The organism is Terriglobia bacterium (assembly GCA_020072815.1).
Lineage (GTDB): Bacteria > Acidobacteriota > Terriglobia > Terriglobales > Acidobacteriaceae > Angelobacter.
Map to the genome: position 1 here is coordinate 853,697 of JAIQGE010000001.1, position 26,807 is coordinate 880,503.

Consider the following 26,807-nt stretch of genomic DNA (forward strand, 5'->3'; position numbering starts at 1 on the left):
ACGTTTCAGCCTCGCGACAGGGCTTGCTGCAGCACGGCCTGCGAAGCATTGGCGCCGCTCATGAGCAGCACCGTGTTGCGCGCAGGCTGACTGCGCTGTATCCACGCTGCAGTCGCCGCTGCGCCGGCCCCTTCGGCCACGATGTGCTCTTCCAGCAGCAAATGGCGGATGGCGTCCAGCATCTGCTGTTCGCTCACGGTCACCACGTCATCCACGAGCTCCACAATCTGCGCCACGTTCTGCGGGTCCGGGGTGCGGGTGGCCAGCCCGTCGGCCAGGGTGTTGCAGGTCTCCGTGGGAACCACGCGCTTCTCCTTCCAGGAAAGATAGTAAGACGGCGCCTGCTCGGCCTGGACGCCGACAATCCGCACGCTTGGCGAAAGATGTTTGGCCGCGGCAGCCACGCCGCGAATCAGCGCCGTATCGCCTATAGGGACAAAGATCGCGCTGGTCTCCGGCAGTTGCTCCAGAACTTCGCAGGCAATTGTCGCTGGACCCGCCGGCAATTCAGGATCGGTTGCGTCGTTCAAAAAAAAGACGCCTTCCGCGCGAGCGTACTCCGTGGCGTGCTCAAAGGCTTCGGAGCTGTCGCGGCCACGTTCCACAATCTGCGCTCCCAGCCGCGCGATGTTGTTGCGCTTCACCGGATTTGGATTTTCGGGAAGAAAAATCCGCGCCGGAAGTTGAAACAATTTTGCCGCGTAGGCCACGGCCGCTCCGTGGTTGCCCGTGCTGTGCGCGATCACTTCGCCGACGCGGCCGCGCTGCATCGCCAGAGAGAGAGCATAGAGAGCGCCGCGCACCTTGAACGAGCCAGTGGGCAGATCACTTTCCAGCTTCAAGAAGACTTTGGAGTCGCCCCGGCTGAGCGAAGGCGCCGCCACCAGCCGCGTTACCGGCAGCAGCGGACGCAACACTTCTCGCGCCTTTAAAACATCCGCAAAGGAAATGCCTGCCACTCAGGTGCTCCACACGTCCACGTCAAAGATGTTGCGTGCAGGACGTTATTTCTGCCCGGTTTTCTGTTGCCCGGCTTTCTGCTGAAGTATCCACTGGTCCACGTTCCTCTCCAGCAAGTCCAGGGGAACCGCGCCGGAACCCAGGACCACGTCATGAAAGCCCTTCAGATCAAAACCGGCCCCCAGCTGTTCGCGGGCGCGAACGCGCAGCTCTTTGATCTTCAATTCGCCGATCTTGTACGCCAGGGCCTGGCCCGGCCACGCGATATAGCGGTCAATTTCGTTCACAATATCCAGCTCGGCTTTGGGCGCGTTGTCCATGAAGTACTGGATGGCCTGGTTGCGCGTCCAATGCTTGGTGTGCATGCCGGTATCCACCACCAACCGGACGGCGCGCCACATCTGGTAAGTCAACTGGCCGAACTTGGAATAGGGATCGTCATATAGGCCCATTTCTTCCCCCAACGACTCGCCGTAGAGCGCCCATCCTTCCACATACGCCGTGTACTCGCCAAATCGCCGGAACATGGGTTGCGCTCCCAATTCATGCGCGCGGGCGATCTGCAGATGGTGTCCGGGCACGGATTCATGCAGCGTAAGCGCCATCATTTCCCACTTGGGGCGGGACTCAGGTTTATAAAGATTGACGAAGTAGGTCCCGGCGCGCGACCCGTCCGCCGAGCCCTGGCTGTAGTACGCGGCCGTGGTGTCTGGCGCGGCCACGTCAGGAATCGGCTTCACGCCGTAAGGCTCGCGCGGCAGCGTGCGAAAAACTTTGACCAGGTTGGGGTCCACCGTTTTAGCCACGGCTTTGTAAGCGTTGAGCAGGTCTTCCGGCGTCTTGTAGTAGAACTGCGGATCAGTGCGCAGGAACTTAAAGAATTCCTGGCGCGTGCCTTTGAACCCGGTCCGCTGCATGATCTGTTCCATCTCCGCCTTGATACGCGCGACTTCCTTGAGTCCGATCTCGTGGATTTGATCAGCAGTAAGGTTGGTGGTGGTGTAGTGGCGGATCAGGGAAGCGTAGAGCTCGTCGCCGTGCGGGAGCTGCCACGCTCCCACCTGGTCATAGCAGGCCGGCAGGTATTCGTTGGCGAAAAACTCTTTGAATTTGCGGAAGGCGGGGACAATCTCTTGTTCCACGGCCTGGCGGCCCGCCTGCCGCAGCCGCTGCCGATCAGCCGCAGCGATGCTTGCCGGGAACTCAAGAAACGGTTTGTAGAATCCGCTCTGAGCCGGGTCGGCGACAATCTGCCGGTCAATCTGGGCGGGGATGCGCTGCATGATCACTTTGGGATGGACCATCTTCTCTTTGATCCCCAGGCGCAACAGCGCGATGGAGTTGTCTACCGCGGTGGGGAAAGCATGCAGACGGGCCAGCCAGTCTTCATAGTCCTTCACTTTTTCAAAGCGGAGCGAGTTGGCAAGATCGTCTTTGGTCTGGATTCCCTCGCGCTGGTTAAAGACCATGAGATACCAGTGCGACTGGTACCGCGCCATGCGGTCTTCAATGCGCTTTTTGAACAGGTCAAAGTTCAGCTGGTCAGCCGGAGGCAGCGCGGCGCGGTCAATGTTCGCCAGTTTATCCAGGACGCCTTGGTTGTGCTGGAAGCGGGCGGCGTGGGCTTCTGGGCGATCGTCGTCCCAGGCGGTGTTCCAGCGCAGGTCGCCGAGCGAGGAAGCTTCTTCCGGACGCTGCTGCATTTCGTAGTCCCACTCAGCGGTGAAGAGATCATGCAGCGTGGTGGAAGCCGTGCCCGGTCCGGCTTGACCGGACTTGGCTTGAGCAAGAGCAAAAATTGAAGACAAGAAAATTACAATCGCACACCAGCGCACTGTCGCCTCCGCGTGAATACTTGCGAGCCTCTGTGCGGTCATGGCCATCCATTCCCGCCTTGCATTTACTTGAGCGCAGCCAGAACCGCGGCGGCGTGCTCATCCGGCTTGATGCCGGTGATGATCCCGCTGATCTTTCCTTCCGGACTGATCACGAACGTTGTGCGCTCGATGCCCATGTATTTTCGTCCGTACATGCTCTTTTCTTTCAGCACGCCGAATTTGATGGCGACGGCCTTCTCCGTGTCAGCCAGCAGCGAGTAAGGAAGATCGTATTTCTCTTTGAATTTCTTCTGCGCCGAAGGCTTGTCCGGGGAAATTCCCAGGACGATGGCGCCGGCTTTCTGGATTTTTGTGAATGCGTCGCGGAACCCGCACGCTTCCAGCGTTCAACCGGAAGTGTTGGCTTTGGGATAAAAGAACAGCGCCACGTTCTTGCCGCGATAGTCCTTCAGCGACACGTTCTGGCCATCTTCATTGGCCAGGGTGAACTCCGGGGCTTTATCATTGAGTTGCATAAGTTTTTCCAGGTCAAAACATCAAGATGAATTTATATCGCAGAAGAAGTTTTCAAGCCAGCCTGCTTCTGCTGCTGGCGGGCATGTTCGTGCTGAGCGCGGCGGTCGTCGCGCAGCGCCGCAAGTCGCATAAACTGCGGGCCACGGCGTTGCTGGAGCTCACCATAGATTCTTCCGGCAAAACTAAGGCCCAGCTGATTCCCATCGCCATTCTGGACGAAGGCAGCTTTCATGATGCCGGACTCTACAAGGCTGCGCCGCGGCCGTTCGCGCTGCAGCCCGGAGTGGTTTATGAAGCGCAGCAAACCGGGACGGTGCTTGGTTACGTCACAGTGAGCGGCGCTTTCAAACAAGGAATATGGATTGGACAAGGCGAGTGGCAGCCGGTGCGACCCGCCGAAGCCAAGGCCACGCCTACTCCCGCGCCTACTCCTGACGAGCGGCCGGTGTTGCGCCGCCCCGGCAGCGTTCCCGTGGCGACGCCGGCCCCTTCGCCTACGCCGGCGGTTACGCCTAGTCCGGCGCCAGCTCAGACCGGCGTCGCGCCCGCTCCTGACGAGCGGCCTACCTTGCACCGCTCCACCGGCAGTCCAACGGCAACGCCGGTTCCGCCGACATCGAGCGCGCCGGCTTCACCGCCTGATACAGATCGTCCGGTGCTAAAGCGGCCAGGCTCCACCGATAGTCCCGACAAAAGCGCAACCACGCCCGTCCAGCCTGCAACGACAAAAGCTGCGCCGCCCGTTCCGGTGCTGAGTCCGGGAACTCATACTTTGGTGGCAATATCCGACGAGCAGTCGCTGGACATGCGTTCCTACGAGTTTTCCTGGAAGCCAGGAGAGAAGGCTGCGGTTGACGCGAAGGTGCGCCGTTTGGCGCTGGCGCAGTTGCCGCGCGAGACGCCTGCGCTTACTGACAGTTCGCTCAAGAACGTAAGCATTCGCGGCTTTGACTTGGACATGAGCAATGACGCGGTGGTGGTCCTCACCGCGGAGGCCGCAGGAAAAGCTCCTGCGGGGGGCAAGCCCGTCACCCGCTACATCACGGTGATTGCACGCATGGATTTTGAAGGCAACCCGCAACGCCTGGCCGCCAGCGTGGCTGATTCCTCACGCCTGGATGTTGCGCCGCGTCTGGAACTAATTGACGCCGCTGACGTGGATGGCGACGGCGCAGCCGAGCTGGTCTTCCGCCAATATGACTTTGACCAGAAAAGCTACGTCATCTACTCCGTCGGCCGCGGCAGCGTGAGCAAAGTGTTTGAAGGAGCCGGCGCGCCGCTGAAGTAGGTTTTGCTGTTCAGTTTGCGCGACAGAATTGATCGCACCGAGGCGCAATGGAATTTGAAATCGTCGGTAGAATCACTGACGTCCGGGTTATTGCGGCGGGCAAATCTGTTCGCGAGTCAAGGAGACTGCGCAAGTTTTACAGAGGAAAACGCTGGCGAAAAATGAAGGGGATAGCTCAAATCCGGCTTGCCGATGGTACGATACATACGGCGGAGTTGCATTGGTATGAGGCGCATGGCATCGGCAAAAAAGAAACAAAAATCAAACGGATCCTCTTCTAAGAAGAAAGCGCACGGGGTTGCCGGATTTGCCGTGTGTGTCAAAAACCACGACTATCCCGCCTCTCTGGAGCTTCGCAAGATTTACCAGATCGTGCCTGACAGAGAATCGGGTTCACTTGGCCTCCTAAGAATTATTGACGAATCGGGCGAGGATTATCTTTACCCGGCCGCTTATTTTCTACCAATCAAGCTTTCGCCAGCCATTCAGAAGGCTGTCCGGCTCGCTTCTTAACCTCAGCTTCCCCCACCGCCGGAACAATCAGGATCTCCGCGCCGTCGGGAACCGGTGTTTTGCAGGCCGTCAGCAAAGACGATGCCTGCGCGCGTCCTCACGACGCGCACCTTGCACAAGCCAGCGTGCCTGTTTTCACACCGCGCAATCCCTTACAAATCTTGACTTTTCCTTATTTTGTGCAGACTACAACGGATGTAGTTTGGTGAGGATAGTATGGGTACAGATTGTAGTTACGCCAGTCTATATCTTCAGATAGAGGCTAGACGTTTCTACCGGAATGGACATTTCATATGGTCGCCAGATGTTCAAGAGCTATCGTATTGAGCGCGCTCGTCCTGCTCGCCGTTGGTTGCGGAAGCAATATGAGTCAGATTGTTCCTCCGCCATCGCCGACGCCAACGTCATGCGTCCCTGCATCCACCCCTGCCTTTGCCTACCTGTTGAGCCATGACGCGGTCTCGATGTACACCGTCAGCTCCTGCGGGACCTTCACGGCGACAACTCCCGCTACCATCTCAACATTCCCCAGCCTGGTCGGCTCAGAGGACATGGTTGTTGACCCTTCGGGCAGGTTTCTCTATGTCGCGAATCTTGTGTCCAACGTTGCGGGTCCTTCCGCGATTTCCATGTACACCATCAATCCCACCACCGGCGTTTTGACCCCAAACACGCCTCCCACGGTCCCAACGGGATGGTTCCCTCAAGGTATCGCGATTGATCCTTCCGGAAAATTTGTTTACACGGCGAACACCGACGACGATACGGTCTCCATGTTCACCGTCAACGCCACCACGGGCATCTTGACCCCAACCACCCCGGCCAGCGTTCCAGCCGGCTCGCAGCCGGTCCAGATAGCCATAGATCCTTCCGGCAGGTTTCTCTACGCTTCGAACCAGGGCGGCATGCTTTCCATGTACACCATCAATGGCAGCACTGGAGTTTTATCGCCGATGACGCCTCCCAGCATATCTGCGGGAGAATTCGCATTTACTGTCACTCCCTCGGGTAAGTTCGCGTACGCTTTGGACCGCTTGGTCAACCTGATGGAACAATTCTCTGTCGATCAGGTCACCGGAGCATTGATCCGGATTAACCCGGTGGCCGTTTCGACGGGAAATGAGCCCACTGCAGTGGCCGTGGACCCTACAAGCAGATTTTTGTATGTGACGAACCGGCAGGACAACACGCTTTCCATGTACACCATTAACCCCACCACTGGAGCTTTGACCGCGAACGGCATAATCTCAACCGGAGGCCAGCCTTTCCGCGTTAATTTCGATCCCTCGGGAAAATTTCTCTACGTGGTCAATGAGTCGAGTCCGGTTTCCATTTACACCATGAACAGCAACGGGACGCTCACCATCGCCGGCGCCACCGGCGCCGCATCCGTGCAGCTTGCCATGCACTAAAGGCAACCGTTCATCCTCCGCTTACTGCTGGCACAATCAGGATCTCCGCGCCGTCGGGCGCCGGAGTGTTCAATCCATCCGCGAAACGGATGGCTTCATTGCCGACGAACACGTTGATGTGCTGGCGCACTTCGCCCTGCTCGTCCACGATGCGGTCACGCAGCGCGGGATGCATCGCCCACAGCGCCTCCAGAGCTTCACGCACCGTGCGCGGGGCGCCGGTCACGGCCACTTCGCCCGCGCCGCCTGCGAACGCAGCCAGGTATGTGGGAATGCGGAACGTCACAGGCATCTAGCGGCCTCGCGCGCCGGCTTTGCGGCTGACGACTTTCTTGCTCTGCGCCTTCACTGGTTTCTTGCCCCTTGCCTTGCTCTTCTCCGTGTCTCCGTGTCTCCGTGGTGAGTGAGCCCCGTCGCCCACCACCGCCGCGCGCACGCAGACCACCGCCGGCAGTCCTTCCATGATGAGCTGCCAGCTCTTGCCGTCGTCATGTGAGCCGTAGACGCTTCCGCTGCGCGTACCAAAGTAAATCCCAGCGGGAGAGAGCGTGTCAGTGCCCATGGAGTCGCGCAGGATGGTTTCCAGCGCGTTCTTCTGCGGCAGGCCCTTGGTCATGGCCTCCCAGCTCTTGCCGGCGTTTTGCGTGCGATAGACGCGCAGCTTGCCTTCCGGCGTGCAACGGTATTCGTCTGACTCAATCGGCACAATATACGCGGTGTCCGCATCGTGCGGGTGCGTGACCATGGCAAACCCGAAGTCCGAGGGCACGCCGTTGGCAATGTCCTTCCAGGAATCGCCGCCATCATCGCTGCGGTAAAGTCCCCAGTGGTTCTGCAGGAACAGCCGGTTGGGCTGCTGCGGATCGCGGGCAATCTTGTGCACGCACTGCCCAAACTCAGGGTACTTGTCCGGCAGATAATCCGCGCGAATGCCCACGTTGCGGGCCTGCCACGTGATGCCGCCGTCATCCGTGCGGTAACAGCCGCCGGTGGACATGGCGATGATCATCTTCTTCGCGTCCGCCGGATCAGGAACAACGGTGTGCAGGCACAGCCCGCCGCCCCCCGGCTGCCACTTGGGACGGTGAGGATGGTTGAGCAGCCCTTCCCCCGCCGACCAACTTTTGCCCGCGTCACGCGAAACGAAAAGGCAGGCCGGCTCAACCCCGCAGTACAAAGTGTCCGGCTCGTCTTCGCGGCCGACGCAAATCTGCCATATGTTCTTGAGCGCCAAGCCGGATTCGGGGGGAAATTTTACGGAATACGTTTCCGGCTGGGTGATGGTCTTGCCAAAATCGTCCGACGAACAAAGAAACGTTCCCCAGCGAAAACTCTGCGTCGCCCACCAGATACGCTGGCGCCCCTGGCGGCCGTCAAACGCCGCCGCGTATACCGGCGAGCCGGCCGAATGCGGTCCGCCCAGGTTCCAGCGCTTGCGCGCCCGGTCTGAGCGCAACAGAAACAACCCCTTGGCCGTGCCGACAAGCAAAACCACGTCGCCTTTCTTGGCTGAAACCTGCTGGACAGTGGGCATAGCCTCCTCCGTTAAAACAACCGGATATTTTATGCGTTCCCGATGTACCGCGGCATTTTGAAAAACGTTTGCCGTACCAAACCCTAACCTTTAATATTGTCCCGCTTCAAAAAGCCCAATCCATCATTCACAGCAGTGAAAGTGAGGAACCCATGCGGAAAGTTGCTTTGTTCAGTGTCGCCCTCTTTTTCTTCGGGGCCGTGCAGCTCATGGCCCAGCAGGACTTCAGCAAGGTGGAAATCAAAGTCCAGAAAGTTTCCGGCAGCGTTTACATGCTCGTGGGAGCCGGTGGGAACATCGGGGCCTCCGTGGGTGAAGACGGCATTGTGGTGGTGGATGACGAGTATCTTCCCCTGGCGGACAAGATTGAAGCCGCGCTGAAAGGCATCACCGACAAGCCGGTCAAGATCGTCCTCAATACGCACTGGCACGGCGACCATACGGGAGGCAATCCTCACTTCGGCGAAAAGGCGCCCATCATCGCCCAGGAAAACGTGCGCAAGCGCCTGTCCACAGGCGGCAAGACGCGTTTTGGCGAAACCAAGCCCGCGCCCAAAGGCGCGCTGCCCGTAATCACCTTTGAAGAGAACGTCTCCGTGCACCTGAACGGTGAAGACATCCGGGCCATCCACTTCCCCCACGGCCACACCGACGGCGACAGCGTAATTTTCTTCACCCAATCCAATGTGGTCCACATGGGCGATGATTTCTTCAACGGCGGCATGTTTCCCTTTATTGACCTGGACAGCGGCGGCAGCGTTCAAGGCATGATCGCCGGCGACGAGAAAGTGCTGGCCGAAGTGCCCGACGACGTGAAGATCATTCCCGGCCACGGCCCGCTGGCCACCAAAGACGACCTGCGCAAATTCGTAACCATGTTGAAGGAAACTTCAGCCGCGGTGCAGGCCGCGATCAAGAAAGGCAAGACGCTGGACCAGATGAAAAAAGAAAAAGTCCTGGCCAAGTGGGACGAATGGGGCAAAGCTTTCATCAATACTGACGTCTTTACCGAAGTCCTGTTTGACAGCCTGACCAAGAAGCCCAGCGGGCCAAAGAACGCGCATGGGCATATAAGCAACTAGCAACTGGCAACTGGCGTTCGTTTTTACATCCCGAGCGTCCTTGCTTGAGGGCCTCAGGCCCGAAACCCTGAGCGTAGCCGAAGGGGAGGGAACCCTATTGTCAAAAGGGTCCACATCAAGCAAGGACGCTCGGGATAGCAGAAAAGGTTAGTTGCCAGCTGCTAGTTTCTTCTTCAACAGCTCATTCACCAGCTCCGGCTTGGCCTGGCCTTTGGACGCTTTCATCACCTGCCCCACAAAGAATCCGATGATGGTCGTCTTCCCCGCGCGGTATTGCTCCACCTGCTTGGGGTTGGCGGCGATGATTTCATCAATCATCTTCTCGATGGCGCCGGCGTCGCTGATTTGCTGCGGCTTTTCCCGTTCGTAGACGGCGGAGAAATCTTCGCCGTTTTCGAAAGCTTTGTCGTACAGGTCTTTCAGGATCTTGCTGGAGATGCTGCCGTCCTCCAGCAGGTCGGCCGAGAGGGCCACGCCCTTCATGGTGATGGGCGATTTCTCAATCTCCAGGCCTTTGGCCTTCAGGCGGCCCATCAGTTCGCCCTGCACCAGGTTGGCCACTCGCTTGGCGCTCTTGGAGGCCCTGGCGGCCTCTTCAAATTGGTCTGCAAGACCGCGCGAAGACGTGAGCACCTGCGCGTCATACTCGGTGATGCCGTAGTCGCTGACCATGCGCTTGCGGCGGGCTTCGGGAAGCTCCGGCAACCGGCTGCGAATCTCCGCTTGCCAGCCGGCGTCCACCACCAGCGGCTGCAGGTCAGGCTCGGGAAAATAGCGGTAGTCGTGCGCTTCTTCCTTCGAACGCATGCTGTAGGTGCGGCCTTCGCCGGAATTGTAGAGGCGCGTTTCCTGCCTGATCTTTTCGCCGGACTCAACCAGCTCCATCTGCCGGTTGATTTCGTATTCCAGCGCCTCGCGCACAAAGCGGAAAGAATTTACGTTCTTGATCTCCGTCTTGGTGCCCAGCTGCTCCTGGCCACGCGGGCGGATGCTGACGTTGGCGTCGCAGCGCAGCGACCCTTCTTCCATGTTGCAATCGCTCACGCCGGTGTACAGGATGATCTCTTTCAGGCGCGTCAGATACTCAAAGGCTTCGTCGGGCGAGCGCATGTCCGGCTCGCTTACGATTTCGATCAGCGGCACGCCGGTGCGGTTCAGGTCAATGTAGGTGTTGGCCGCCGAGTCGGCGAAGCCTTCATGCAGGCTCTTGCCGGCATCTTCTTCCATGTGCAGCCGGGTGATGCCGATCCGTTTCGAGCCGCCGCCAGCCGCAGGAATTTCAATGAAGCCATGCTCGGCCAGCGGCTTATCAAACTGCGAGATCTGGTAACCCTTGGGCAGGTCAGGATAGAAATAATTCTTGCGGGCGAAGATGGAGGTCTCGCGCACCTGGCAGTTCAACGCCTGCGCGGCGAGCACCGCGAACTCAACCGCTCTCTTGTTCAGGACCGGCAGCGCTCCCGGCAGCCCCAGGCACACCGGACACACGTTGCTGTTCGGAGTCGCGCCAAACTGGGTAGAACATCCGCAGAAAATCTTGGTCTGGGTAAGCAGCTGGACGTGGACTTCCAGCCCGATGACCGGCTCGTACTTGGCCCGTACCGCGTCAGAGATTTGAGTTGTGCTGCCCATAGGAAGAAGATTCTTGGCGATTTGTCGTGTTCACGCCGCGAACAACAGCGCCGCTTCGCGCTCAGTTATTTCGCACCCGGGTTCAGGTATTTGTCCAGCGGAATGTCAAAGTAAAACAGCTCTTGGTTGCCGGCCCGTATGCCGGAGATGTACACATGGGCCTCCTCCTCAGGACGTTCAATGCCGGCCACATCAAAAAACAGGAAGCCGTTATGGCTGGAGTGCGCCGTCACCGGCACATTTACGAACACCGCGGACTCAACCTCTTCCCGCGCTTCAGCCTTGATAGGCTTGTTGTCGCGGGGCAGCGGAATGGGCAGGTTCACCTTGGGTCTGTTGCCGACTTTTTCCGGCCGGGCAATGCGGCGAAAGATGTCATCCCGGGTCGCGGCCTGGATCTTGTCACGGCGATAGGTGACGAACTCAATCTTTACGCCATCCAGCATGAGCGGCCTATCGCCATCATTGGAGATGATCAAACGAATCGGCAGAAACCCGTAGTCCCTGTACTTGACACTGAAAATGGCCGCCTTTTCCGCTGTGTCATAGGGGTCAATGGCGATGGTTACTTTCTCGTCGTCATGCGACTCGTGGGCGACGTAAGTCTTGGCGTGCGCGGCCGGCGGCGGGTTGAAACCCTTGTCACGGCACCAGACCAAGGCTGAGAGCATGAGTACCACGACCGCTGTTCTTCTGGTTTTCACTGACTTGATTATCATGCAGAGACCGGCGGTTTCACAACTGCCGCACAGCAACTCCACCACGGAGGCACGGAGACGCGGAGGCTATCAAGGCGAAGGCAATCTTGCCTTGCGCTTCGCCTCTGATCCGCGTTTATCCGCGCCAATCCGCGGTAAGTCTGCTTTTCCGCTGCCGCGCGCTCACACCACCGTGATCTTCTTCTGCAACTCCGCTGAGAACAGGCTCTTGGGGATCATGGCGTGCACGCCGCGCACAATGTCCACCACCTGGGTCACGCGGAAGCTGGCGGCGATGCTGCACAACGCATAGGCATCCAGTTCCGTCAGGCTGGCCCGCGTGGCCAGAAACTTGATGGCGTTGCGCGCCGCCATCTGCATGGCCACGTTCAGGTCTTTGTCCAGCCCCAATGCGATCCAGTGCGTGGGCGTCTCCGCCATCGGCCAGGCAAAGTTCTTCTGCTTGTGCAGCACCACCTGGATCTGCATTTCCTGCATGCGCGTTTCCAGCGCGGTGAGGGAGATTTCACCGTCGCCCTGCACGGCGTGGGCGTCGCCGGTAAAGATCAGCGCTCCGGGCTTCCACACCGGAATGAACATGGTGGTGCCTTCGCCCATCTCGCTCAAGTCCACGTTGCCGCCGTGCGGGCCCGGAGGAACGGAACTGGTCACGCCGGGGCTGAGCGGCGGATAGTATCCGTCCGGCGGCGCCACGCCCAGCGTACCCGCGAACGGGCGCAGCGGCAAGTGGATGCCGGGCAGAAACTGCGCCTTCATGGCTTTCAAGTCGAGATCAAGATATTTGATCTGGCCCTGGGGATAATCGCCTGGCAGCAGTCCAGTGCCAATCGCGCCCGGATTATTGAACACCGCGCCCCAGGGAAACGGTCTGAACTTTTTGTAGCGGACTTCCAGCACGTCGCCGGGTTCAGCATTGTTCACGAAAACGGGGCCGATGATGGAGTGCGGCCCTTTCCCCGGATTGCTCTTTCGCATCTCAGCCAGCTTGTCCACCGGGACGCCGGGCTGCATGTGGTTCAGGAAGTGCGACCAGGTGTTGGGAAAGCTGACGGAGTCGCCGGAATCAATCTTGACGACGGGCGGCAGATTGGCGTCAAACACACCAAGATGCACGGTCTGATCGTTGGATTCCACGACGTGGACTTTGCTGTCGTCAGCTTTGGCGCTGTGCTTGGCTTTGCCTTGCGCCGAAGGCTCGGTGTCAATTTCTTCACGGCCGGCCGCGTATGCCAGCTTGCCAAACGCCAAGTTGCCAAACCAGGGCCCAACCGTCGCCAGTACTCCCATGAAGCTGCTGGCGCGCAACAATTTGCGGCGGGCCCGGCCACGCGCGCCCAGGTAGCCGTCCAGCGTCTCCTGGTCCATCTCGTCCATGTGCAGCAGCCGGTCGGACGAGCGCCGGGTGACCGCAGCGTCTTTGATGTCTTCGCGGAGCACGCCGGTGCCCAGTTCGTCGCCGCAACCGAAAAGGTTGCTGCACGCGTGGTGATGCGTCAGCGGAGCTTCCTGGTCGGAATCATGTTGGTGGTCGTGAGGGTGCTGGTGGTCGCTCATGGTTCTCCTTGTCTCAGGCGGATTCAAACCGAACAAGCCAAAAAAAACACCGGGGCCGGAAAATCGCGCGAATTTTACTCCCAATCCGCAGCCTGGCGACAATAGATTTTCGTAATAGCGCGCAGAAGAAAAACGGCACGCACTCCGAGGCGCTAACGTGCGTTTTTGCCATAAACAACTACAATCAAACCGATGGCTTCTACCCTACAGAACGCGGGCGTGCTGACTTTTGAAGCGGCGTGCGAAGCCGTGCTCGGCTATTGCCGCGATGTGCCGGCTCCGCCAGCGGAAAAGGTCCCGCTGCAGCAGGCGTTGGGACGCGTTCTGGCGGAAACCGTCCTGGCCGACCGCGATTTCCCTCCTTTCAATCGTTCCACGCGCGACGGGTTCGCGGTCCGCTCGGCCGCTCTTGGCCAACTGCCGGCGACGCTGCGCGTCATCGGCCAGATCAAGGCCGGCGGCAGCTTTGACCGCCAGGTTTCGTCCGGAGAAGCGGTAGAGATCATGACCGGCGCTGCCGTACCCGCGGGCGCGGATGCGGTGGTGATGGTGGAGTACACCGCGCAAAAAGATTCCGGCGGCAAGGTGGAAATTCAGCGCGCGGTTGCTGCCGGCGAAAACGTGGTGGTGGCCGGGGCCGAAGCGCGCGCCGGCGACAAGCTGCTGCCGGTCGGAATGCGGCTGGGACCGGCGCAGATCGCCATGGCCGCGGCCGTGGGCAAGGCGGCGCTGCAAGTCTTCCGCAGGCCGCGCGTCGCCATATTGGCCACCGGCGACGAGTTGGTGGAAGTTGCAGAGAAGCCCGGGCCGCATCAGATCCGCAACAGCAACAGCTATTCTTTGGCTGCGCAGGTCACATCTTGCGGCGGCGAACCCATACAGCTTCCCATCGCGCCCGACGAAGAACGCAAGCTGGCCACGCTGATGCAGGCCGGCTTGGAGTCGGCTGATCTGCTGCTGCTTTCCGGCGGCGTCTCCATGGGCAAGTTTGATCTGGTGGAGAAAGTCCTGAGTTCCCTCGGCGCGGAATTTTTCTTTACCGGCGCGCTGATCCAGCCGGGGAAGCCCGTGGTGTTCGGGCAGGTGGCCAAGAACAATGTGGCAGCGCACCTAAGTTCGCGGCAGGTTCGAGAGTCGCAAGCGGTTTTACAGAAAAGAGACCACATTCCCTTTTTCGGCCTTCCCGGCAACCCGGTCTCGGTAATGGTGACGTTTGACTTGTTCGTCCGCCCGCTGGTTGCAGCATTGGGTGGCGCGGTTCCCGCCAGCCTGCCGGCGGCCAGAGCGCGGTTGCGCAGTCCGGTGAAGACCAAGACTGGTCTTACTAGATTTCTGCTGGCGGTCCTCGAAGGTGGCCTGGACGATCCTCAGGTGGACGCCGTTCCCTGGCAAGGTTCCGGCGACCTGCTGGCTTCAGCGCGGGCAAATTGCTATCTTGTGGTGCCGCCGGACCGTGATCAGATTCCGGCCGGAGAGATGGTCACCGTATTGATTCGCTGAGCTGCGTACCGGGTTCCTTGAGTTTCGGTTTGTAGAGTAGAGCCAGTTGACTCGCGTGCATGAATGGCCAAAAAATCCAAAAAGACGTCCGCCAAGCTCTCCCACTACGATTCCGCCGGCAAGGCGACCATGGTTGACGTCTCCGCCAAGGCGGCAACGGCGCGTGAAGCCGAAGCCTCAGCTTTCGTGCAAATGTCGCCGGAAGTCCTGCGCGCGCTGCCCCGGAACCCGAAAGGTAATCCTCTGGAAGTGGCTCGATTTGCAGGGATTTCCGCCGCCAAGCGGACATCAGAGCTGATACCTATGTGCCATCCGTTACCGCTCACGTTCATTGATGTGACTACCCAGGTATGCGAAAATGGCGTTCAGGTCTACTCCAAAGCTACAACAACCGCGCAGACCGGAGTGGAAATGGAAGCGCTGGTGGCGGCCAGCGTCGCGGCCCTTACGGTTTACGACATGTGCAAGGCCCTGGACAAGGGGATTGCCATCCGGGAGATCGTGTTAGAGCGCAAGTCGGGCGGCAAGAGCGGGGAATACCGGCGCAAGCGCTCGCCAAATCAGCATTGAGAAATCAGGTTGCATGCCCAGCAATATCAAGGTCCTGCTTGTTGACGACAATCCCATGATCCTGGAAATGTTGCGGCAGGCCCTTGCCCAATTCTGTACCGTGCAGACCTTGACCGATGGCGCCGACGCGCTGCTCAAATCCATTGACGACAAACCCGACCTGATCATCGCCGACTACTCCATGAACGGCATGGACGGCGGCCAGTTGCTGCAAAAGCTTAAAGGCCGCAACGCCACCGCCTCCATCCCCGTGATCCTGATGGCCGACAGGACGGACATCACGGAAAAACTCAAAGGCCTGCAGGACACGGTGGAAGACTTTGTGGAGAAGCCGTTTTTCACCAAAGAGGCCGCGGCGCGGATCAAAAAAGTGGTGGACAAGATCTCGCTGGAGAAGATGGCCCGCGAAGCGCCCGGTGAATCCGTGCTGCGCGGCAGCCTGGCGCAGATGAACGCGCTGGATCTGTTGCAGTCCCTGGACATGGGACGCAAGACCTGCGAACTGACCCTGACCAACGCCAGCGACAAATGCAAAATGTTCTTTACTGAGGGCCAGATCAACCACGCGGTCTATGGCAAACTCAAAGGCGATGCCGCCGTGTACAAAGTCCTTACCTGGACCTCCGGCAATTTTGAAATTGATTTTACCGGGAGCAGCAAAGAACAAACCATCACGCAGTCCACGCAAGGCCTGCTGCTGGAAGGGCTGCGCATGCTGGATGAGTCAAACCGCGATACCGAAGAAAACGTCCTTGAGGCCTAAAGCCGCTTAAAGCCGCTTGAGCCGCACGAATCCTGACCGTGAAAGCCATTTGAGTGAACACCGCCTCCGTCCTCACCATCAGCGACTCATCGTTTCAAGGCCAGCGCGCCGATCTATCCGGCCCGGCCGTTGCGCGCATGCTGGAGAGCGTCGGGTTCAAAGTGATTCACACATCCATTCTTCCCGACGAAAAAGATCAGATTGCGGCGCGGCTGATTGAATGCTGCGAACTGACCCGTCTGGTGGTGACCACCGGCGGCACGGGAATCGCGTCGCGCGACGTCACTCCGGAAGCCACCCGCTCCGTGGTCGACCGGCTGATTGAAGGCATCCCGGAAGCGATCCGCGCCGAAGGCGCAAAGAAGACGCCCAAAGCCGCATTAAGCCGCGCGCTGTGCGGCATCCGCGGAAAATCACTGGTCTTGAACCTTCCCGGAAGCCCCAAGGGCGCTACCGAATCGCTGGAAGCAGTGATCGGCCTGCTGGGACACATGATTGATTTGCTGGATGGCAGAACTGGACACCCATAACTCCTGTCGCTTCGCTCCACACCGCCAGCGACTATTGCTCCCCACATCCCGTTCTCTGCGCCTGCAGCAGACGGCTCGGCACGCAAGCCGGCCTCGCCGCTCTAGAGCCGTTCCAGCGTCGCCACCGTACGCTCATTCTGCACGTTGCCGGTATTGAGCGTGCTGCCGGGTTCAAGCAGCAGGATGTGGGTTTCCACCAGCGCGTACGGCATGTGCTCCACTGCGTGCGTAATGATGATGAACTCGCCTGGGCGGATGGTTTCATCGGTCTCGCGCCCCTCAGCGTGGCGAATCTTCATGTGCAGCTCGCCCTGAGCGACCAGGAACAGTTCGTCCTCCGCGTCGTGGTGGTGCCACACGAATTCGCCTTGCAGCTTGACCAGCTTGACCTGAAAGTCATTGATCTGGCCGACTACTTTGGGGCTGAAGTGGTCCTGGAACTTGGCGAACTTTTCGGCCAAATTGACCACCCGAATCTCGGCATTCGCGACGCTCATTAGTCGTCTCCTGCGCCGGCAGCGACTCCGGCGGCCGCTGGCCGCTCAAACTCGTTCTGCCGCAACACTTCCGCCACCTCAATCTTGTAGTACTCGTACCACTTCTGGCGACCCTGGACCTGGGCCGCTTGATGACGCGCGTCATGGCGCCAGTGCGCCAGCGACTCTTTGTCCCGCCACCAGACCAGGGTGAGCCGTTCGCCGTCTTCGGCCAGGAAGCTCTTGACGGCCACAAACCCCGGCATGGTCTTCACGTATTCTTCAAGATCGGCGTTGGTGTCAGCGTAGTCCTGGCCGGCCGCGGCCGTGAGCTTGGAGCGAAAAAGAATCACGATCATGGGTCTTGGCCTCTCTGCGGAATCCCGCCGCTGAGCTATGTAGCGGCGTCTAACCCATTGGACTGACCAGACTCCGTTTGCGACCCACAATATTTTTTTATGAAGAGCAGAAGAACTTTGAAACCTTTACCGGACCAGCCTGAGCCGCGCGCGTTGGCTCGCCGGGATTCCGCGGTTGAACAGACTATGACTATCTCTAGTAGTAAGTCAGCGGGAACCAATAGTCTTTCCCTTGTCCGCAAGAGCTACTTCCATCACGGAGACCGACCTGTGAAAGTGCTGCGTCATGCATGCTTAATTGCTTTCTTTGTCTTGTTTGCGATGTCCTTCTGCGCTGCCCAAACCAGCGTTGAAGGTGTGGTAAAGAGCTCAACGGGTACACCTGTTGCCGGCGCGCAAGTTTCTCTCGCCCATGCCGGGGTAGCCAGTCCGGCGCAGAAAGCCACCACCGATTCGCTGGGCAAGTTCCGTTTTGCCGGAGTGGAAGGCGGGGCCTACTCTCTGAAGGTGGAGGCCTCCGGCTTTTATACCAGCGACTACCAGTTGGTCCTGCGCCCGCGTGAGCCGGTGTCGCTGACCGTGGAACTGACGCAGAAGAGCGCCGTCCAGACCAGCATTGAAGTCCGCGCCGAATACCGGACGGTTGATCCGGACAAGACCGGCACGTCGCAAACCTTCAGCCACCAGGACCTGGAGCGCCTTCCTGATCCGCTGGTGGAATCCACCAATGCCCTGGTCGCCAACCTGATGCCCGGCGCCAGCCAGAGCCATGACAATTTCATCAACGTGCGAGGCAATGAGTTTTCCCTGCATGAGTTCGTCAACGGCGTTTCTTTTCTGGACAACACCCAGCCGCAGTTCGCACCGGGCGCCAGCCCGCAGATCTTTGAGACCGTGGACCTGATGACCGGAGGCTTCACCGCCGAATACGGCAACCGCTTCGGCGGCGTGCTGGACGTGACCACCCGCTCCGGCCGCACCATGGACGGCCACGGCAGCGCGGCTTTCCGCGGCGCCACCCAGGACAACTATGACCTGAATGCCGAATACGGCGGCGCGAAGGGCAAGCTGGGCTATTACATTTTTGCCGATGGTTTTACCTCCGGGCGGTTTCTGGATCCGCCGGAGCCGGTTGAGCTAAACGATTTTGGCGGCGGCCTGCGCGGTACCGGCCAACTTGACTGGCGCAGCGGCAATAACACCTTCAAGCTGCTGATGATGGGCAGCGGCGCCGACTTTCAGCAGCCCAACATCAGTGACGACCAGGCCGTGGGCCGCAACGCGTCGCGCCGCCTGAAGCAGCAAACCGCCATTCTTACCTGGGGGCACAATTTTTCGCCGAACACCGTGCTCACCACGTCGCTCTATCAGCGTATCGGCTCGGACCACATTCTGCCCACGTCAGACCCGGACACGCCGCTCTCGGACGGCTCACGCAGCCCGCTGGCCTTCGGCGGCAAGAGCGATTTCATCCACCTGTGGAAGGGGCACGTGATCAAAGCAGGCTTTGACGGCGTGCGCCTGCGCGAAAACGAAAGCTTCTTCATTGACGGCCGCGGCGATCCCGACCTCTTCAAACTGGATGCCAGCGGCGTGTTTAGCTTCCGCGGCGGAGTCAAAGGCGGCCAGGCCAGTTTCTATTTGCAAGACCATTTCAAGCTGTTCCCTGATCTCACCGTGGACGCCGGCGCCCGTTACGACTACTTTGACCTGGTGGATACCCACGCGCAGGTGAGCCCGCGCATCGGGCTGGCGTATCACTTGCCGCGCAGCAAATCTGTGCTGCGCGCGGCGTACAACCGGCTGTTTTCGCCGCCGCCGATTGAGTATTCGCTGCTGGCCAGCTTTATCGGCAACAACGCCGCCGACCTGGCCCAGCGCGTGGGCAACGTGAAGGCCTACACCCAGAACTATTTTGAGATCGGATGGCAGCAGGAACTGCATCGCCAGGTCAGCCTGGAGGTGGATGCCTACACCCACTCCGGGCACAACAGCTTTGAGAACCACGAAATCAGCATCTCCCGCCTCTTCCTGCCCATCAACTTTCATACCGCGCGTTCCAGCGGCGCGGACGTGGTCTTGAACGTGAACAACCTGGAGAAAGCCGGGATCACCGGACGCCTGCAGTACACCGTGGCCCGCACTTATTTCTACGGGCCGGTCAGCGGCGGCTTCACCGGCGACGAGCCTCTCGCACCCGGGGAGCGCATCCAACCGGCTTTTGACCAGACCCACACCGGCACCGCCAACGTTTTCTACCGCAATCGCTGGAGACACTCCTGGATCGGCGCAGCCATGCGCTACGGCAGCGGGACCATCGTGGAGCACGGCCCCCGGCTACCCCAGCACCTCAATACTGACCTGGCTGCGGGCTTCAACCTGTGGAAAGCCGAAGGCCGGCGCGTGGACATGCAGCTGGACGCCACCAACATCACGGACAACCGCTACCAGATTGCCAAGGAAAGCGAAGAGATCCCCATACAGTTCGCCCCTTCCCGCACTTTGGGCGGCAGCTTGAAGCTCCATTTCTAGGACAGTCTCAGAAAAGGTGTTCCCCTCTACAATCGTGTGGCACAGGCACCCGACCTTATCCCGTGTGTCACAGCCCGGCGCCCCGACGCGCGCTTTTGCGTGGCGGGGTGGAGGCGCCCTCGGCTGTGATGGAACTGCTCCTCCTCGGGGTTCCGATTTCGGCGATCACGCTGCAATCATGCGCGATTCCGGCGATTGCCGCGCCTTAGTGTCCAGCCGGGGCATCCCTGACAGTTGAGACCGGGCACATCCCTGACACTTTGCCGGAGTTTGGCCCCCCCTTAGCCTGCATTTTGTTGCAAACAAAGGTCCAAGCGCATTCGACGGGCCGGTCACCGGTCGGTCACCGCTCGGTCATCGGCCGGATACCGGGCGGTTACCGCTCGGTCGAAGCTACCCCCTTCAAATACTTTTGGTTTGCCTTGGCTATTGCCAGTTGCTAGTTGCTAGCTGCTTGATTGTCAAAGACCTTGCGCATCTTGGCGCAGCGTCATCCTAGCGCAAAGCCCTGTACGAATACAGTGCGAAGTAGTACATCTTGACAAGAAGGCGCTTTGGCGGTGTTCGTTTACGGACAGCGGCTAGGCAGTTTCAGAAAGGAGTACCCCTCTATGATCACTGGCTACAGCAACGCTGGAACTGGTCTGGCTTGCGAAACTCAGGGCTCCGAACCGGGTTGTTTCTCTAGTAAAATCTCAGAGAAACAGCCCTTATTCTTTAAATGGAGCCTAAATGGGACCTCGCATTAAGTATTTGATTGCCTCTTTCTTTGCCCTGGCCTTGTGCGCCAGCGCGTTCGCTGCCGACGCCTCTTCGCTCAAGCCGCCGCCGGGCGCGAAAGTGGCCATTGTGGTGTTCGAAGACCTGCAGTGTCCGGACTGCGCCCACGCCTACCCTCTGGTTTGGGAAGTGGCCAAAGCGCACAAGGTCCCGGTGGTGCTGCATGACTACCCCTTGCCCATGCACAACTGGTCATTCCAGGCGGCCGTCTATGCCCGCTTCTTTGACGCCAAGTCAGAACAGCTGGGCAACGATTTTCGCGGCTACATCTACAAGAACCAGCCGCAGATCACTCCCGCCAATTTGCAGCAGTACGTCCAGAAGTTTGCCAATGACAACAAGGCGCCGGTGCCGTTCATGCTGGATCCGGGCGGCAAGCTGGCGGAAAAGGTGAAAGCCGATTACGCCCTGGGACAACGGCTGGGGCTGGAACATACACCCACCATCTTTGTCATCGGCAACGGCGGCGCGTCCACGCCGTTCGTGGAAGTCACCGACCGCGCGAAGATGGGCGAAATTATTGAGGACATGCTGAAGAAGGCCGGCCCATCGACTCCAGCCAAGGCGGCGCCCAGCAAGAAGAAATTCGTCAAGCCGGCAAAGAAGACCGGATAAGAATAAGGCCGCGAAGCAATGGTTGTCACCAGATTCGCGGCCTTTGTGTTTTTCAGTTATTTCAGCTTGGCCAATTCGCTGACAATCTCTTCGTAATCAGGTTCCTGCCCCAGTTCAAAAACCCGGGAGAACGTGATTGCGCCTTGCTTATTGACGATAAAGATGGCGCGGTCATTAATGCCGGGCAGCGGCTCGCCCAGCCGCAGGATGCCGTATTTCTCGGCGGTACCGGCGTGCGGCCAGTAGTCGCTGGCCAGGGGATACTCCTGCCATCCGATGGATTTTTCCTGCCATGCCATGTGGCTGTAGATTGAATCCGGGCTGATGCCCACGACCTGGGCATCGTGTTCGGCGAACTTAGGCAGATACCTGCTGTACGCCGACATTTCGTTGGTTCACGTTGGACTCCAATCCAGCGGATAAAAAGCCAGGACCACGTGCTTTTTCCCCTGGAACTCACTGAGCTTGAACTTGTGCCGCTGCTTGCCCGTGCATGCAGGGAGTTCAAAGTCAGGTGCTGCTTGACCGGCTTGCAAAGCTGCCATTCATTCCTCCACGTGCGACTCAAGACGCCACCGGCAAGACATGGCCCGCCGGCAGCAAGGTTACAATTTTATCGTGGTCAAATGAATTAAGACAGGTTAGCTTAGAAAACAGGGACGTTCCCGCCGGCATCACAGGCTGGGGAGCGAAGTACCAGGGACAAGACCATGCCATTCAGCTCTTATAACTACCACCACTTCTCGCGCGAGCTGCTTGAGGGGCTGCAGCAGGCGGCCTTTGCCGGCCCGGAACCGGGGGAGCGCGCGCCCAACTTCAAAGGCGTGACTTTGGACGGCAAGACACTCCGCCTCAGCGATTTTCAAGGCAAGAAGAACGTGCTGCTGATCTTTGGTTCGGCCACTTGCCCCATGACCGCCGCTTCCATTGGGGGCATCAACCGCCTTCACCGGCAATTCGGCGGCGAACCCATTGAGTTTCTCTTCATCTACGTCCGCGAGGCCCACCCCGGCGAGCAGATTCCCGCGCACCAGTCGGCTGACGATAAGGTCCGCGCCGCCATGCTGCTGCGCGCCGAAGAAGACATCGCCATGCCCATGCTGGTGGACGACCTGCGAGGCTCCATCCATCGCAAATACTCGCGGCTGCCCAACCCGGTGTTTCTCATAGACAAATCCGGCAGCGTGGCGTTTCGTTCCATGTGGGCCAAGCCGGCGGGCGTGGAATCCGCCATTGAAGAATTGCTGGAATTGCAGCGGGAACGCGACGCCGACCACGCGGTGGTCAATGGCGGGCAGGACTTGCGCATGCCGCTTTCCTACAGCGCCCTGAGTTCCTTCCGCGCATTGGAGCGCGGCGGCGACGAGTCGGTCAGTGATTTCCGCCAAGCCGTGGGGCTGCGCGCGCGCGCCTTGCATTCTGGCGACAAAGCGCACGCTTCCGCGGAGATGGAAGCCGCGCATGCTGGGGAACACGCAGGTGAAGCAGACACCGGGGCTCCGGTAAAATCCGCCCGCTACTCGCTCTTGGGCAACACCGGACGCATCCTCGCGGTTGGCGCTCTGACCGCGGCCGTGGTGTCAGGAGGACTCTACGCCGGGTTCGAACTCCGCCGGCGCCGCCTGGGTACGCGTCGCAATCCCTATCGCGCGTACGAAAAAGAGCAAGTGAGCGACACCGAGACCGGAACGGACTACGGCGCGGTAGGCATTTAACCGTTCCCGCCAAAATACATCTCTTCAGAGCGCGGCTGGATCAATGGGTGGACTCATCGCAAAAACATCTTCGGCATCGCATGAGGTAGAGCTCTCCTTTGTGGCCCTTTGTGTCCTTTGTGGTTAGAGGGGTCCCTCGCTGCGCTCGGGAAGAAAGCCCTACTCCATCCACACCTTCTCCGCTTCCGCGCTCAGTTCGCGCAGCAGGCCGTTGAGCTGGTCAACCACCGCTTCCGGCTGGATGGATTTCAGATTGAATTTCAGTACTCCGCCCGGCGAAAACTGCGCGCCCTTGGTCCCGGCGACGAACTTTGCCAGCCGCTCCGGCTCAATCTGCGCCTGTTCGGTGAACTTGATGGTCACCGCGTCGCGCTTGCGGTCAATGGCCAGGACGCCGGCGCGCTCGCACAGCAGCTTGAGCGACGCCGCCAGCAGCAGGTGCCGCACCTGCACCGGAGGCTCGCCGTAGCGGTCTTGCAGTTCTTTGCGGACGTCGTCAATGGCCGATTCGCTCTCCACCCCGGCGGCGCGCTTGTACATGCGCAGGCGCTGGTTTTCTTCCGTGATGTAGCCGGTGGGAATGCGCAGGTCAATGCCCAGGTTCAATTGCGTGCTGACTTTTTCGGCCAGCTCTTCGCCTTTCAGCTCGCGGATGGCGCGGTCCAGCATGCCGGTGTACATCTCAAAACCCACGGCATCAATGTTGCCGCTCTGCTCGCCGCCCAGCAGGTTGCCGGCGCCACGCAGCTCCAGGTCAAGCGCGGCAATCTTGAATCCCGCGCCCAGTTCGGAAAACTCTTTCAGCGCCGCCAGCCTGCGTCGCGCGACCGGAGTCAGTTCCTGGTCGGCCGGCACAAGCAGGTAGGCATAGGCTCGCCGGTTGGACCGGCCCACGCGTCCGCGCAACTGGTAGAGCTCAGACAGGCCATGGCGGTCTGCGCGGTTGATGATTATGGTGTTGCACAGCGGAATATCCAGGCCGTTTTCAATGATGGTCGTGGCGACGAGAATATCGGCCTCATGGCGAACAAAGGCCATCATCACTTTCTCCAGTTCGCCTTCACTCATCTGTCCGTGTCCGACCAGCACGCGCGCCCGCGGAACAATTTCCTGGATCTTGGCCGCCATTTCGTAAATGGTGTCCACGCGGTTGTGGACGAAGTAGGCTTGGCCGCCGCGTTCCAGCTCGTGCTCCAGCGCGGACTGCACCAGCGCCTGGTCGTACCCGGCGACCACCGTCTGTATGGCCATGCGGTCTTTGGGCGGCGTCTCAATCACGCTCATGTCGCGCAGGCCCACCATGGACATGTGCAGCGTCCGCGGAATCGGCGTGGCCGACATGGTGAGCACGTCCACTTCCTTACGGAGCTGCTTGAGCCGCTCTTTGTGACGAACGCCGAAGCGCTGCTCTTCGTCCACCACCACCAGGCCCAGGTCCTGGAACTTCACGTCCTTGGACAAAATGCGGTGCGTGCCGATGAGAATGTCCACTTTACCCTGCTCCACGCGCTCGGCGATTTCCTTGAGTTGCTTGGCGGTGCGGAAGCGCGACATCATTTCAATGCTGATGGGGAAAGCGGCAAAGCGGCGCTTGAAGTTCTGCGAATGCTGGAAGGCCAGGACCGTGGTCGGCGCCAGCACCGCGACTTGCTTGTTGTCCTGCACCGCCTTGAACGCGGCGCGCATGGCGACTTCGGTTTTGCCGTAGCCCACGTCGCCGCACAACAGCCGGTCCATGGGCAGGCCGGACTCCATGTCCCGCTTGATGTCCGCGGTGGCCGTGAGCTGGTCGTCGGTCTCGTTGAACTCAAACGAGTCTTCAAATTCTTTTTGCCATTGCGTGTCTGGCGGATAAACATGGCCCTGCGCGGCTTTGCGCGCCGCGTAGAGTTTGAGCAGTTCGTCGGCCATGTCTTTCATGGCCTTCTTCACCCGCGCCTTGGTCCGGGCCCAGGCCGCGCCGCCCAGCCGGCTGAGCGGGGGCTTCACGCCCTCGCTGGACCGGTATTTCTGGATCAGGTCCAGCCGGGTAAGCGGAACATACAACTTGGCCGCTTCGGCGAATTCCAGCACCATGTACTCGCCGACGATCTCTCCCTGCTGCAGCTCCTTGAGCCCCTGATACATGCCGATGCCGTGTTCCACGTGCACCACAAAGTCGCCCACCGCCAGATCGCGGAAGTCAGACATGAAGGCCGCGATCTTGGACTTGCTCCGCATGGGCTGCGCCAGCGTGATCTCGGAATCGTCAAACAGATCATGCGCGCCAAAGATCACTAGGCGAGCATCGGGCAGCGCCACGCCGTCCGGCACAGGCGCGCGGACGATGGTGGTGGTAAGCAGGTCGCCAGAGAAATAGGCCGTTTCGTCGAGATAAGTTTCACTCCCCGGGACGGGCGTGCGTGTTCCCATGCGGAACGGCACTTGATATTCGGTGAAGATGTCCGCCAGCCGCTCCATCTCGCCGGTGTTGGGCGCGGCGAACAGCACACGCTGCCCGGCGGCCGTGAGTTTTTTGACTTCTTCGATCATGCCCGGCACCGAGCCGTGGAAACGCGACGTGGGCCGCGACGAGCATTCGATGAGATTGCCCCCCGGCGCCTGTGGCGGGCTGATTCCCAGTTCGTTTTCCGCCTGGGCGATTCGCAGCAAGCCAAGCTGTTCCAGACTGCCGCCCGGCTTCTGTGCGATCAGCGCGTCCCATTGCTCCGGCGGCAAAAAGATATCTTCCGGCGTGGCCAGCTTGCCGACAAGACTCTGCTCATGCAGGCGCTCAACTTTTTCCCACCAGTGTTCCTGTTCGGCAGCGATGGCAGTTGGTTCTTCGATAAAGACCATGGCGTCCGGCAGCAGATCAAACAAGGTGTACGGAGCGCCGGCGTTGGCGTAGTATTCCCAGCCGGGAAAAACGGTAACGCCGCTGCTGGCCAGCGCGTCGCGGACGGTCTCCGCCGCGCCTTCCACCCGCGCGCCGGAGAGCCGCGCATGAATCTCCGTCAGCAGCTCTTCGCGGACGGGAGTTTCCGTCAGCGGCAGCAGCACGACTTCATCCACCTCAGCGGCCGAGCGCTGCGTGCCGGGATCAAATTTGCGGATGGACTCCACTTCGTCGCCAAACAGCTCCATGCGCAGCGGCCGGTCAGCTTCCGGAGGATACGAATCAATCAGCCCGCCGCGCACCGCGTACTCGCCCGGCATCTCCACCACGTCCACGGCGGTGTAGCCCACGGTGTTCAGGTGCTGCGTGAGCTCTTCCACGTCCACCTGGTCGGTGCGGCGGATGGTCCGCGCCAGTCCCGCGTAGTGTTCTGCCGACCGCAGCCGCATGGCCGTGGCTTCCATGGGCGTAATAATGATCTTGGCGGCGCCGGTGGAAATCTTCCACAGCGCGGTCGCGCGCTCTTCCTGGATCTCCGGGTGGGGCGACATGTTCTCAAACGGAGACACGTCATACGCGGGCAGCTTGACCACCGCTTGCGGACTGCACGCGCCACTCAGCTCGCAGAAAGCCTGCACCACGGAGAAAATGGTCTCCGCCGTGCGGTTATTGGCGGTAATGAGGACCAGCGGCTTGCCGGAGACGCGTTGCAGAAAAGGAACTAGCAGGGTCTTTGCGGAAAATACCAGCCCGGACAGACGAATGCGCCCCGCAGGTGGAGCTGACTCCCCCCTACGCTGCTTGAGATATGCGGCCGCCTGTTGGAAGCCAGGGCCCTTTTCCACGTCCGCCAGGACTTCGCGGACGAACGGCAGGATCACTCAACTATTCTATCTCACCACCCCAGACACGGAGGCACGGAGGTCGATGCCGATTCGTGCCCGCTCTGCTTTCTCCGTGTCTCCGTGCCTCCGTGGTAGGTTTTAACTGGGGCCTGTGCGCCTCATCACATCCGCGCCGTGCCCGCTCAGCGGTATATTG

The 26,807-nt window shown here is 59.9% G+C and carries 25 protein-coding genes; 12 read left to right on the plus strand and 13 right to left on the minus strand.

The window, feature by feature from the left end:
* Nucleotides 1–5 precede the first annotated feature (5 nt).
* From LAO20_03620 to bcp, 3 genes are all read right to left on the minus strand, one after another.
* The gene (locus LAO20_03620) at nucleotides 6–917 is read right to left on the minus strand and encodes a pyridoxal-phosphate dependent enzyme (GenBank protein ID MBZ5530498.1); all 912 of its coding nucleotides are present in this window, start codon (nucleotides 915–917) and stop codon (nucleotides 6–8) included.
* Nucleotides 918–1,004: 87 nt separating this feature from the next.
* Nucleotides 1,005–2,837, minus strand: coding sequence for a DUF885 domain-containing protein (locus tag LAO20_03625; GenBank protein ID MBZ5530499.1), 1,833 nt, complete (start codon nucleotides 2,835–2,837; stop codon nucleotides 1,005–1,007).
* A 23-nt stretch (nucleotides 2,838–2,860) separates the two neighbouring features.
* Entirely contained in the window at nucleotides 2,861–3,313 is a 453-nt protein-coding gene (bcp, locus tag LAO20_03630; protein MBZ5530500.1) for a thioredoxin-dependent thiol peroxidase, read from the minus strand.
* A 26-nt stretch (nucleotides 3,314–3,339) separates the two neighbouring features.
* Here bcp and LAO20_03635 point away from each other — a divergent pair, with 26 nt between their 5' ends.
* The 4 genes from LAO20_03635 to LAO20_03650 all read left to right on the plus strand — a co-directional run bounded on the left by LAO20_03635 (nucleotide 3,340) and on the right by LAO20_03650 (nucleotide 6,527).
* Nucleotides 3,340–4,602: a hypothetical protein gene (locus LAO20_03635; protein MBZ5530501.1), complete on the plus strand. Its 1,263-nt coding sequence runs from the start codon at nucleotides 3,340–3,342 to the stop codon at nucleotides 4,600–4,602.
* Nucleotides 4,603–4,649: 47 nt separating this feature from the next.
* The gene (locus LAO20_03640) at nucleotides 4,650–4,883 is read left to right on the plus strand and encodes a hypothetical protein (GenBank protein MBZ5530502.1); all 234 of its coding nucleotides are present in this window, start codon (nucleotides 4,650–4,652) and stop codon (nucleotides 4,881–4,883) included.
* Nucleotides 4,884–4,914: 31 nt separating this feature from the next.
* The gene (locus tag LAO20_03645; GenBank protein MBZ5530503.1) at nucleotides 4,915–5,115 is read left to right on the plus strand and encodes a hypothetical protein; all 201 of its coding nucleotides are present in this window, start codon (nucleotides 4,915–4,917) and stop codon (nucleotides 5,113–5,115) included.
* Between the two features lie 365 nt (nucleotides 5,116–5,480).
* Nucleotides 5,481–6,527 (plus strand): lactonase family protein, encoded by a 1,047-nt coding sequence (locus tag LAO20_03650; GenBank protein MBZ5530504.1) that lies wholly within the window; start codon nucleotides 5,481–5,483, stop codon nucleotides 6,525–6,527.
* Nucleotides 6,528–6,537: 10 nt separating this feature from the next.
* On the opposite strand, the gene LAO20_03655 is transcribed toward LAO20_03650, so the two are convergent.
* On the minus strand, nucleotides 6,538–6,819 hold the full coding sequence (locus LAO20_03655) for a MoaD/ThiS family protein (GenBank protein MBZ5530505.1): 282 nt from the start codon (nucleotides 6,817–6,819) through the stop codon (nucleotides 6,538–6,540).
* On the minus strand, nucleotides 6,820–8,061 hold the full coding sequence (locus LAO20_03660) for an exo-alpha-sialidase (GenBank protein MBZ5530506.1): 1,242 nt from the start codon (nucleotides 8,059–8,061) through the stop codon (nucleotides 6,820–6,822).
* Between the two features lie 152 nt (nucleotides 8,062–8,213).
* Between LAO20_03660 and LAO20_03665 the strand changes: the two genes are divergently transcribed.
* A complete protein-coding gene (locus LAO20_03665; protein MBZ5530507.1) occupies nucleotides 8,214–9,143 on the plus strand; it encodes an MBL fold metallo-hydrolase in 930 nt (309 codons plus the stop codon).
* 147 nt (nucleotides 9,144–9,290) lie between these two features.
* On the opposite strand, the gene gatB is transcribed toward LAO20_03665, so the two are convergent.
* The 3 genes from gatB to LAO20_03680 all read right to left on the minus strand — a co-directional run bounded on the left by gatB (nucleotide 9,291) and on the right by LAO20_03680 (nucleotide 13,048).
* The gene (gene gatB / locus LAO20_03670; GenBank protein ID MBZ5530508.1) at nucleotides 9,291–10,775 is read right to left on the minus strand and encodes an Asp-tRNA(Asn)/Glu-tRNA(Gln) amidotransferase subunit GatB; all 1,485 of its coding nucleotides are present in this window, start codon (nucleotides 10,773–10,775) and stop codon (nucleotides 9,291–9,293) included.
* Between the two features lie 65 nt (nucleotides 10,776–10,840).
* Nucleotides 10,841–11,455 (minus strand): hypothetical protein, encoded by a 615-nt coding sequence (locus tag LAO20_03675; protein ID MBZ5530509.1) that lies wholly within the window; start codon nucleotides 11,453–11,455, stop codon nucleotides 10,841–10,843.
* 201 nt (nucleotides 11,456–11,656) lie between these two features.
* A complete protein-coding gene (locus tag LAO20_03680; protein ID MBZ5530510.1) occupies nucleotides 11,657–13,048 on the minus strand; it encodes an acetamidase/formamidase family protein in 1,392 nt (463 codons plus the stop codon).
* Between the two features lie 192 nt (nucleotides 13,049–13,240).
* On the opposite strand from LAO20_03680, the gene LAO20_03685 reads away from it, so the two are divergent.
* From LAO20_03685 to LAO20_03700, 4 genes are all read left to right on the plus strand, one after another.
* A complete protein-coding gene (locus LAO20_03685) occupies nucleotides 13,241–14,548 on the plus strand; it encodes a molybdopterin molybdotransferase MoeA (GenBank protein ID MBZ5530511.1) in 1,308 nt (435 codons plus the stop codon).
* A gap of 63 nt (nucleotides 14,549–14,611) precedes the next feature.
* Nucleotides 14,612–15,118, plus strand: coding sequence for a cyclic pyranopterin monophosphate synthase MoaC (gene moaC, locus LAO20_03690; protein ID MBZ5530512.1), 507 nt, complete (start codon nucleotides 14,612–14,614; stop codon nucleotides 15,116–15,118).
* A gap of 13 nt (nucleotides 15,119–15,131) precedes the next feature.
* Complete coding sequence (locus tag LAO20_03695; GenBank protein ID MBZ5530513.1) at nucleotides 15,132–15,881, plus strand: response regulator; 750 nt, start codon at nucleotides 15,132–15,134, stop codon at nucleotides 15,879–15,881.
* A gap of 53 nt (nucleotides 15,882–15,934) precedes the next feature.
* A complete protein-coding gene (locus tag LAO20_03700) occupies nucleotides 15,935–16,411 on the plus strand; it encodes a MogA/MoaB family molybdenum cofactor biosynthesis protein (protein ID MBZ5530514.1) in 477 nt (158 codons plus the stop codon).
* Between the two features lie 101 nt (nucleotides 16,412–16,512).
* Here the strand turns inward: LAO20_03700 and LAO20_03705 are convergent, their stop codons facing one another.
* On the minus strand, nucleotides 16,513–16,887 hold the full coding sequence (locus tag LAO20_03705; protein ID MBZ5530515.1) for a cupin domain-containing protein: 375 nt from the start codon (nucleotides 16,885–16,887) through the stop codon (nucleotides 16,513–16,515).
* 20 nt (nucleotides 16,888–16,907) lie between these two features.
* The gene (locus tag LAO20_03710; protein ID MBZ5530516.1) at nucleotides 16,908–17,246 is read right to left on the minus strand and encodes an antibiotic biosynthesis monooxygenase; all 339 of its coding nucleotides are present in this window, start codon (nucleotides 17,244–17,246) and stop codon (nucleotides 16,908–16,910) included.
* A 270-nt stretch (nucleotides 17,247–17,516) separates the two neighbouring features.
* Here LAO20_03710 and LAO20_03715 point away from each other — a divergent pair, with 270 nt between their 5' ends.
* Both LAO20_03715 and LAO20_03720 read left to right on the plus strand, forming a co-directional pair.
* Complete coding sequence (locus LAO20_03715) at nucleotides 17,517–19,778, plus strand: TonB-dependent receptor (GenBank protein MBZ5530517.1); 2,262 nt, start codon at nucleotides 17,517–17,519, stop codon at nucleotides 19,776–19,778.
* Between the two features lie 732 nt (nucleotides 19,779–20,510).
* Nucleotides 20,511–21,173 carry a DsbA family protein gene (locus LAO20_03720; protein MBZ5530518.1) on the plus strand — a complete coding sequence of 221 codons (663 nt, stop codon included), beginning with the start codon at nucleotides 20,511–20,513 and terminating at the stop codon, nucleotides 21,171–21,173.
* A 56-nt stretch (nucleotides 21,174–21,229) separates the two neighbouring features.
* On the opposite strand, the gene LAO20_03725 is transcribed toward LAO20_03720, so the two are convergent.
* Both LAO20_03725 and LAO20_03730 read right to left on the minus strand, forming a co-directional pair.
* Nucleotides 21,230–21,559 (minus strand): redoxin domain-containing protein, encoded by a 330-nt coding sequence (locus LAO20_03725; GenBank protein MBZ5530519.1) that lies wholly within the window; start codon nucleotides 21,557–21,559, stop codon nucleotides 21,230–21,232.
* A gap of 9 nt (nucleotides 21,560–21,568) precedes the next feature.
* Nucleotides 21,569–21,718, minus strand: a complete 150-nt coding sequence (locus tag LAO20_03730; protein ID MBZ5530520.1) for a redoxin domain-containing protein — start codon at nucleotides 21,716–21,718, stop codon at nucleotides 21,569–21,571.
* A gap of 165 nt (nucleotides 21,719–21,883) precedes the next feature.
* Between LAO20_03730 and LAO20_03735 the strand changes: the two genes are divergently transcribed.
* Nucleotides 21,884–22,888 carry a redoxin domain-containing protein gene (locus LAO20_03735; GenBank protein MBZ5530521.1) on the plus strand — a complete coding sequence of 335 codons (1,005 nt, stop codon included), beginning with the start codon at nucleotides 21,884–21,886 and terminating at the stop codon, nucleotides 22,886–22,888.
* Between the two features lie 159 nt (nucleotides 22,889–23,047).
* Here LAO20_03735 and mfd read toward each other — a convergent pair whose 3' ends face one another.
* Nucleotides 23,048–26,647 carry a transcription-repair coupling factor gene (mfd, locus tag LAO20_03740; protein ID MBZ5530522.1) on the minus strand — a complete coding sequence of 1,200 codons (3,600 nt, stop codon included), beginning with the start codon at nucleotides 26,645–26,647 and terminating at the stop codon, nucleotides 23,048–23,050.
* Between the last annotated feature and the right edge of the window lie 160 nt (nucleotides 26,648–26,807).

Coding starts and splice junctions, on each gene's coding strand:
- LAO20_03625 (MBZ5530499.1), bottom strand. CDS start 2,837: ATGACCGCACAGAGGCTCGCAAGTATTCACGCGGAGGCGACAGTGCGC.
- LAO20_03635 (MBZ5530501.1), top strand. CDS start 3,340: ATGAATTTATATCGCAGAAGAAGTTTTCAAGCCAGCCTGCTTCTGCTG.
- LAO20_03640 (MBZ5530502.1), top strand. CDS start 4,650: ATGGAATTTGAAATCGTCGGTAGAATCACTGACGTCCGGGTTATTGCG.
- LAO20_03650 (MBZ5530504.1), top strand. CDS start 5,481: ATGAGTCAGATTGTTCCTCCGCCATCGCCGACGCCAACGTCATGCGTC.
- LAO20_03655 (MBZ5530505.1), bottom strand. CDS start 6,819: ATGCCTGTGACGTTCCGCATTCCCACATACCTGGCTGCGTTCGCAGGC.
- LAO20_03660 (MBZ5530506.1), bottom strand. CDS start 8,061: ATGCCCACTGTCCAGCAGGTTTCAGCCAAGAAAGGCGACGTGGTTTTG.
- LAO20_03665 (MBZ5530507.1), top strand. CDS start 8,214: ATGCGGAAAGTTGCTTTGTTCAGTGTCGCCCTCTTTTTCTTCGGGGCC.
- gatB (MBZ5530508.1), bottom strand. CDS start 10,775: ATGGGCAGCACAACTCAAATCTCTGACGCGGTACGGGCCAAGTACGAG.
- LAO20_03680 (MBZ5530510.1), bottom strand. CDS start 13,048: ATGAGCGACCACCAGCACCCTCACGACCACCAACATGATTCCGACCAG.
- LAO20_03685 (MBZ5530511.1), top strand. CDS start 13,241: ATGGCTTCTACCCTACAGAACGCGGGCGTGCTGACTTTTGAAGCGGCG.
- moaC (MBZ5530512.1), top strand. CDS start 14,612: ATGGCCAAAAAATCCAAAAAGACGTCCGCCAAGCTCTCCCACTACGAT.
- LAO20_03695 (MBZ5530513.1), top strand. CDS start 15,132: ATGCCCAGCAATATCAAGGTCCTGCTTGTTGACGACAATCCCATGATC.
- LAO20_03710 (MBZ5530516.1), bottom strand. CDS start 17,246: ATGATCGTGATTCTTTTTCGCTCCAAGCTCACGGCCGCGGCCGGCCAG.
- LAO20_03720 (MBZ5530518.1), top strand. CDS start 20,511: ATGGGACCTCGCATTAAGTATTTGATTGCCTCTTTCTTTGCCCTGGCC.
- LAO20_03725 (MBZ5530519.1), bottom strand. CDS start 21,559: ATGTCGGCGTACAGCAGGTATCTGCCTAAGTTCGCCGAACACGATGCC.
- LAO20_03730 (MBZ5530520.1), bottom strand. CDS start 21,718: ATGGCAGCTTTGCAAGCCGGTCAAGCAGCACCTGACTTTGAACTCCCT.
- LAO20_03735 (MBZ5530521.1), top strand. CDS start 21,884: ATGCCATTCAGCTCTTATAACTACCACCACTTCTCGCGCGAGCTGCTT.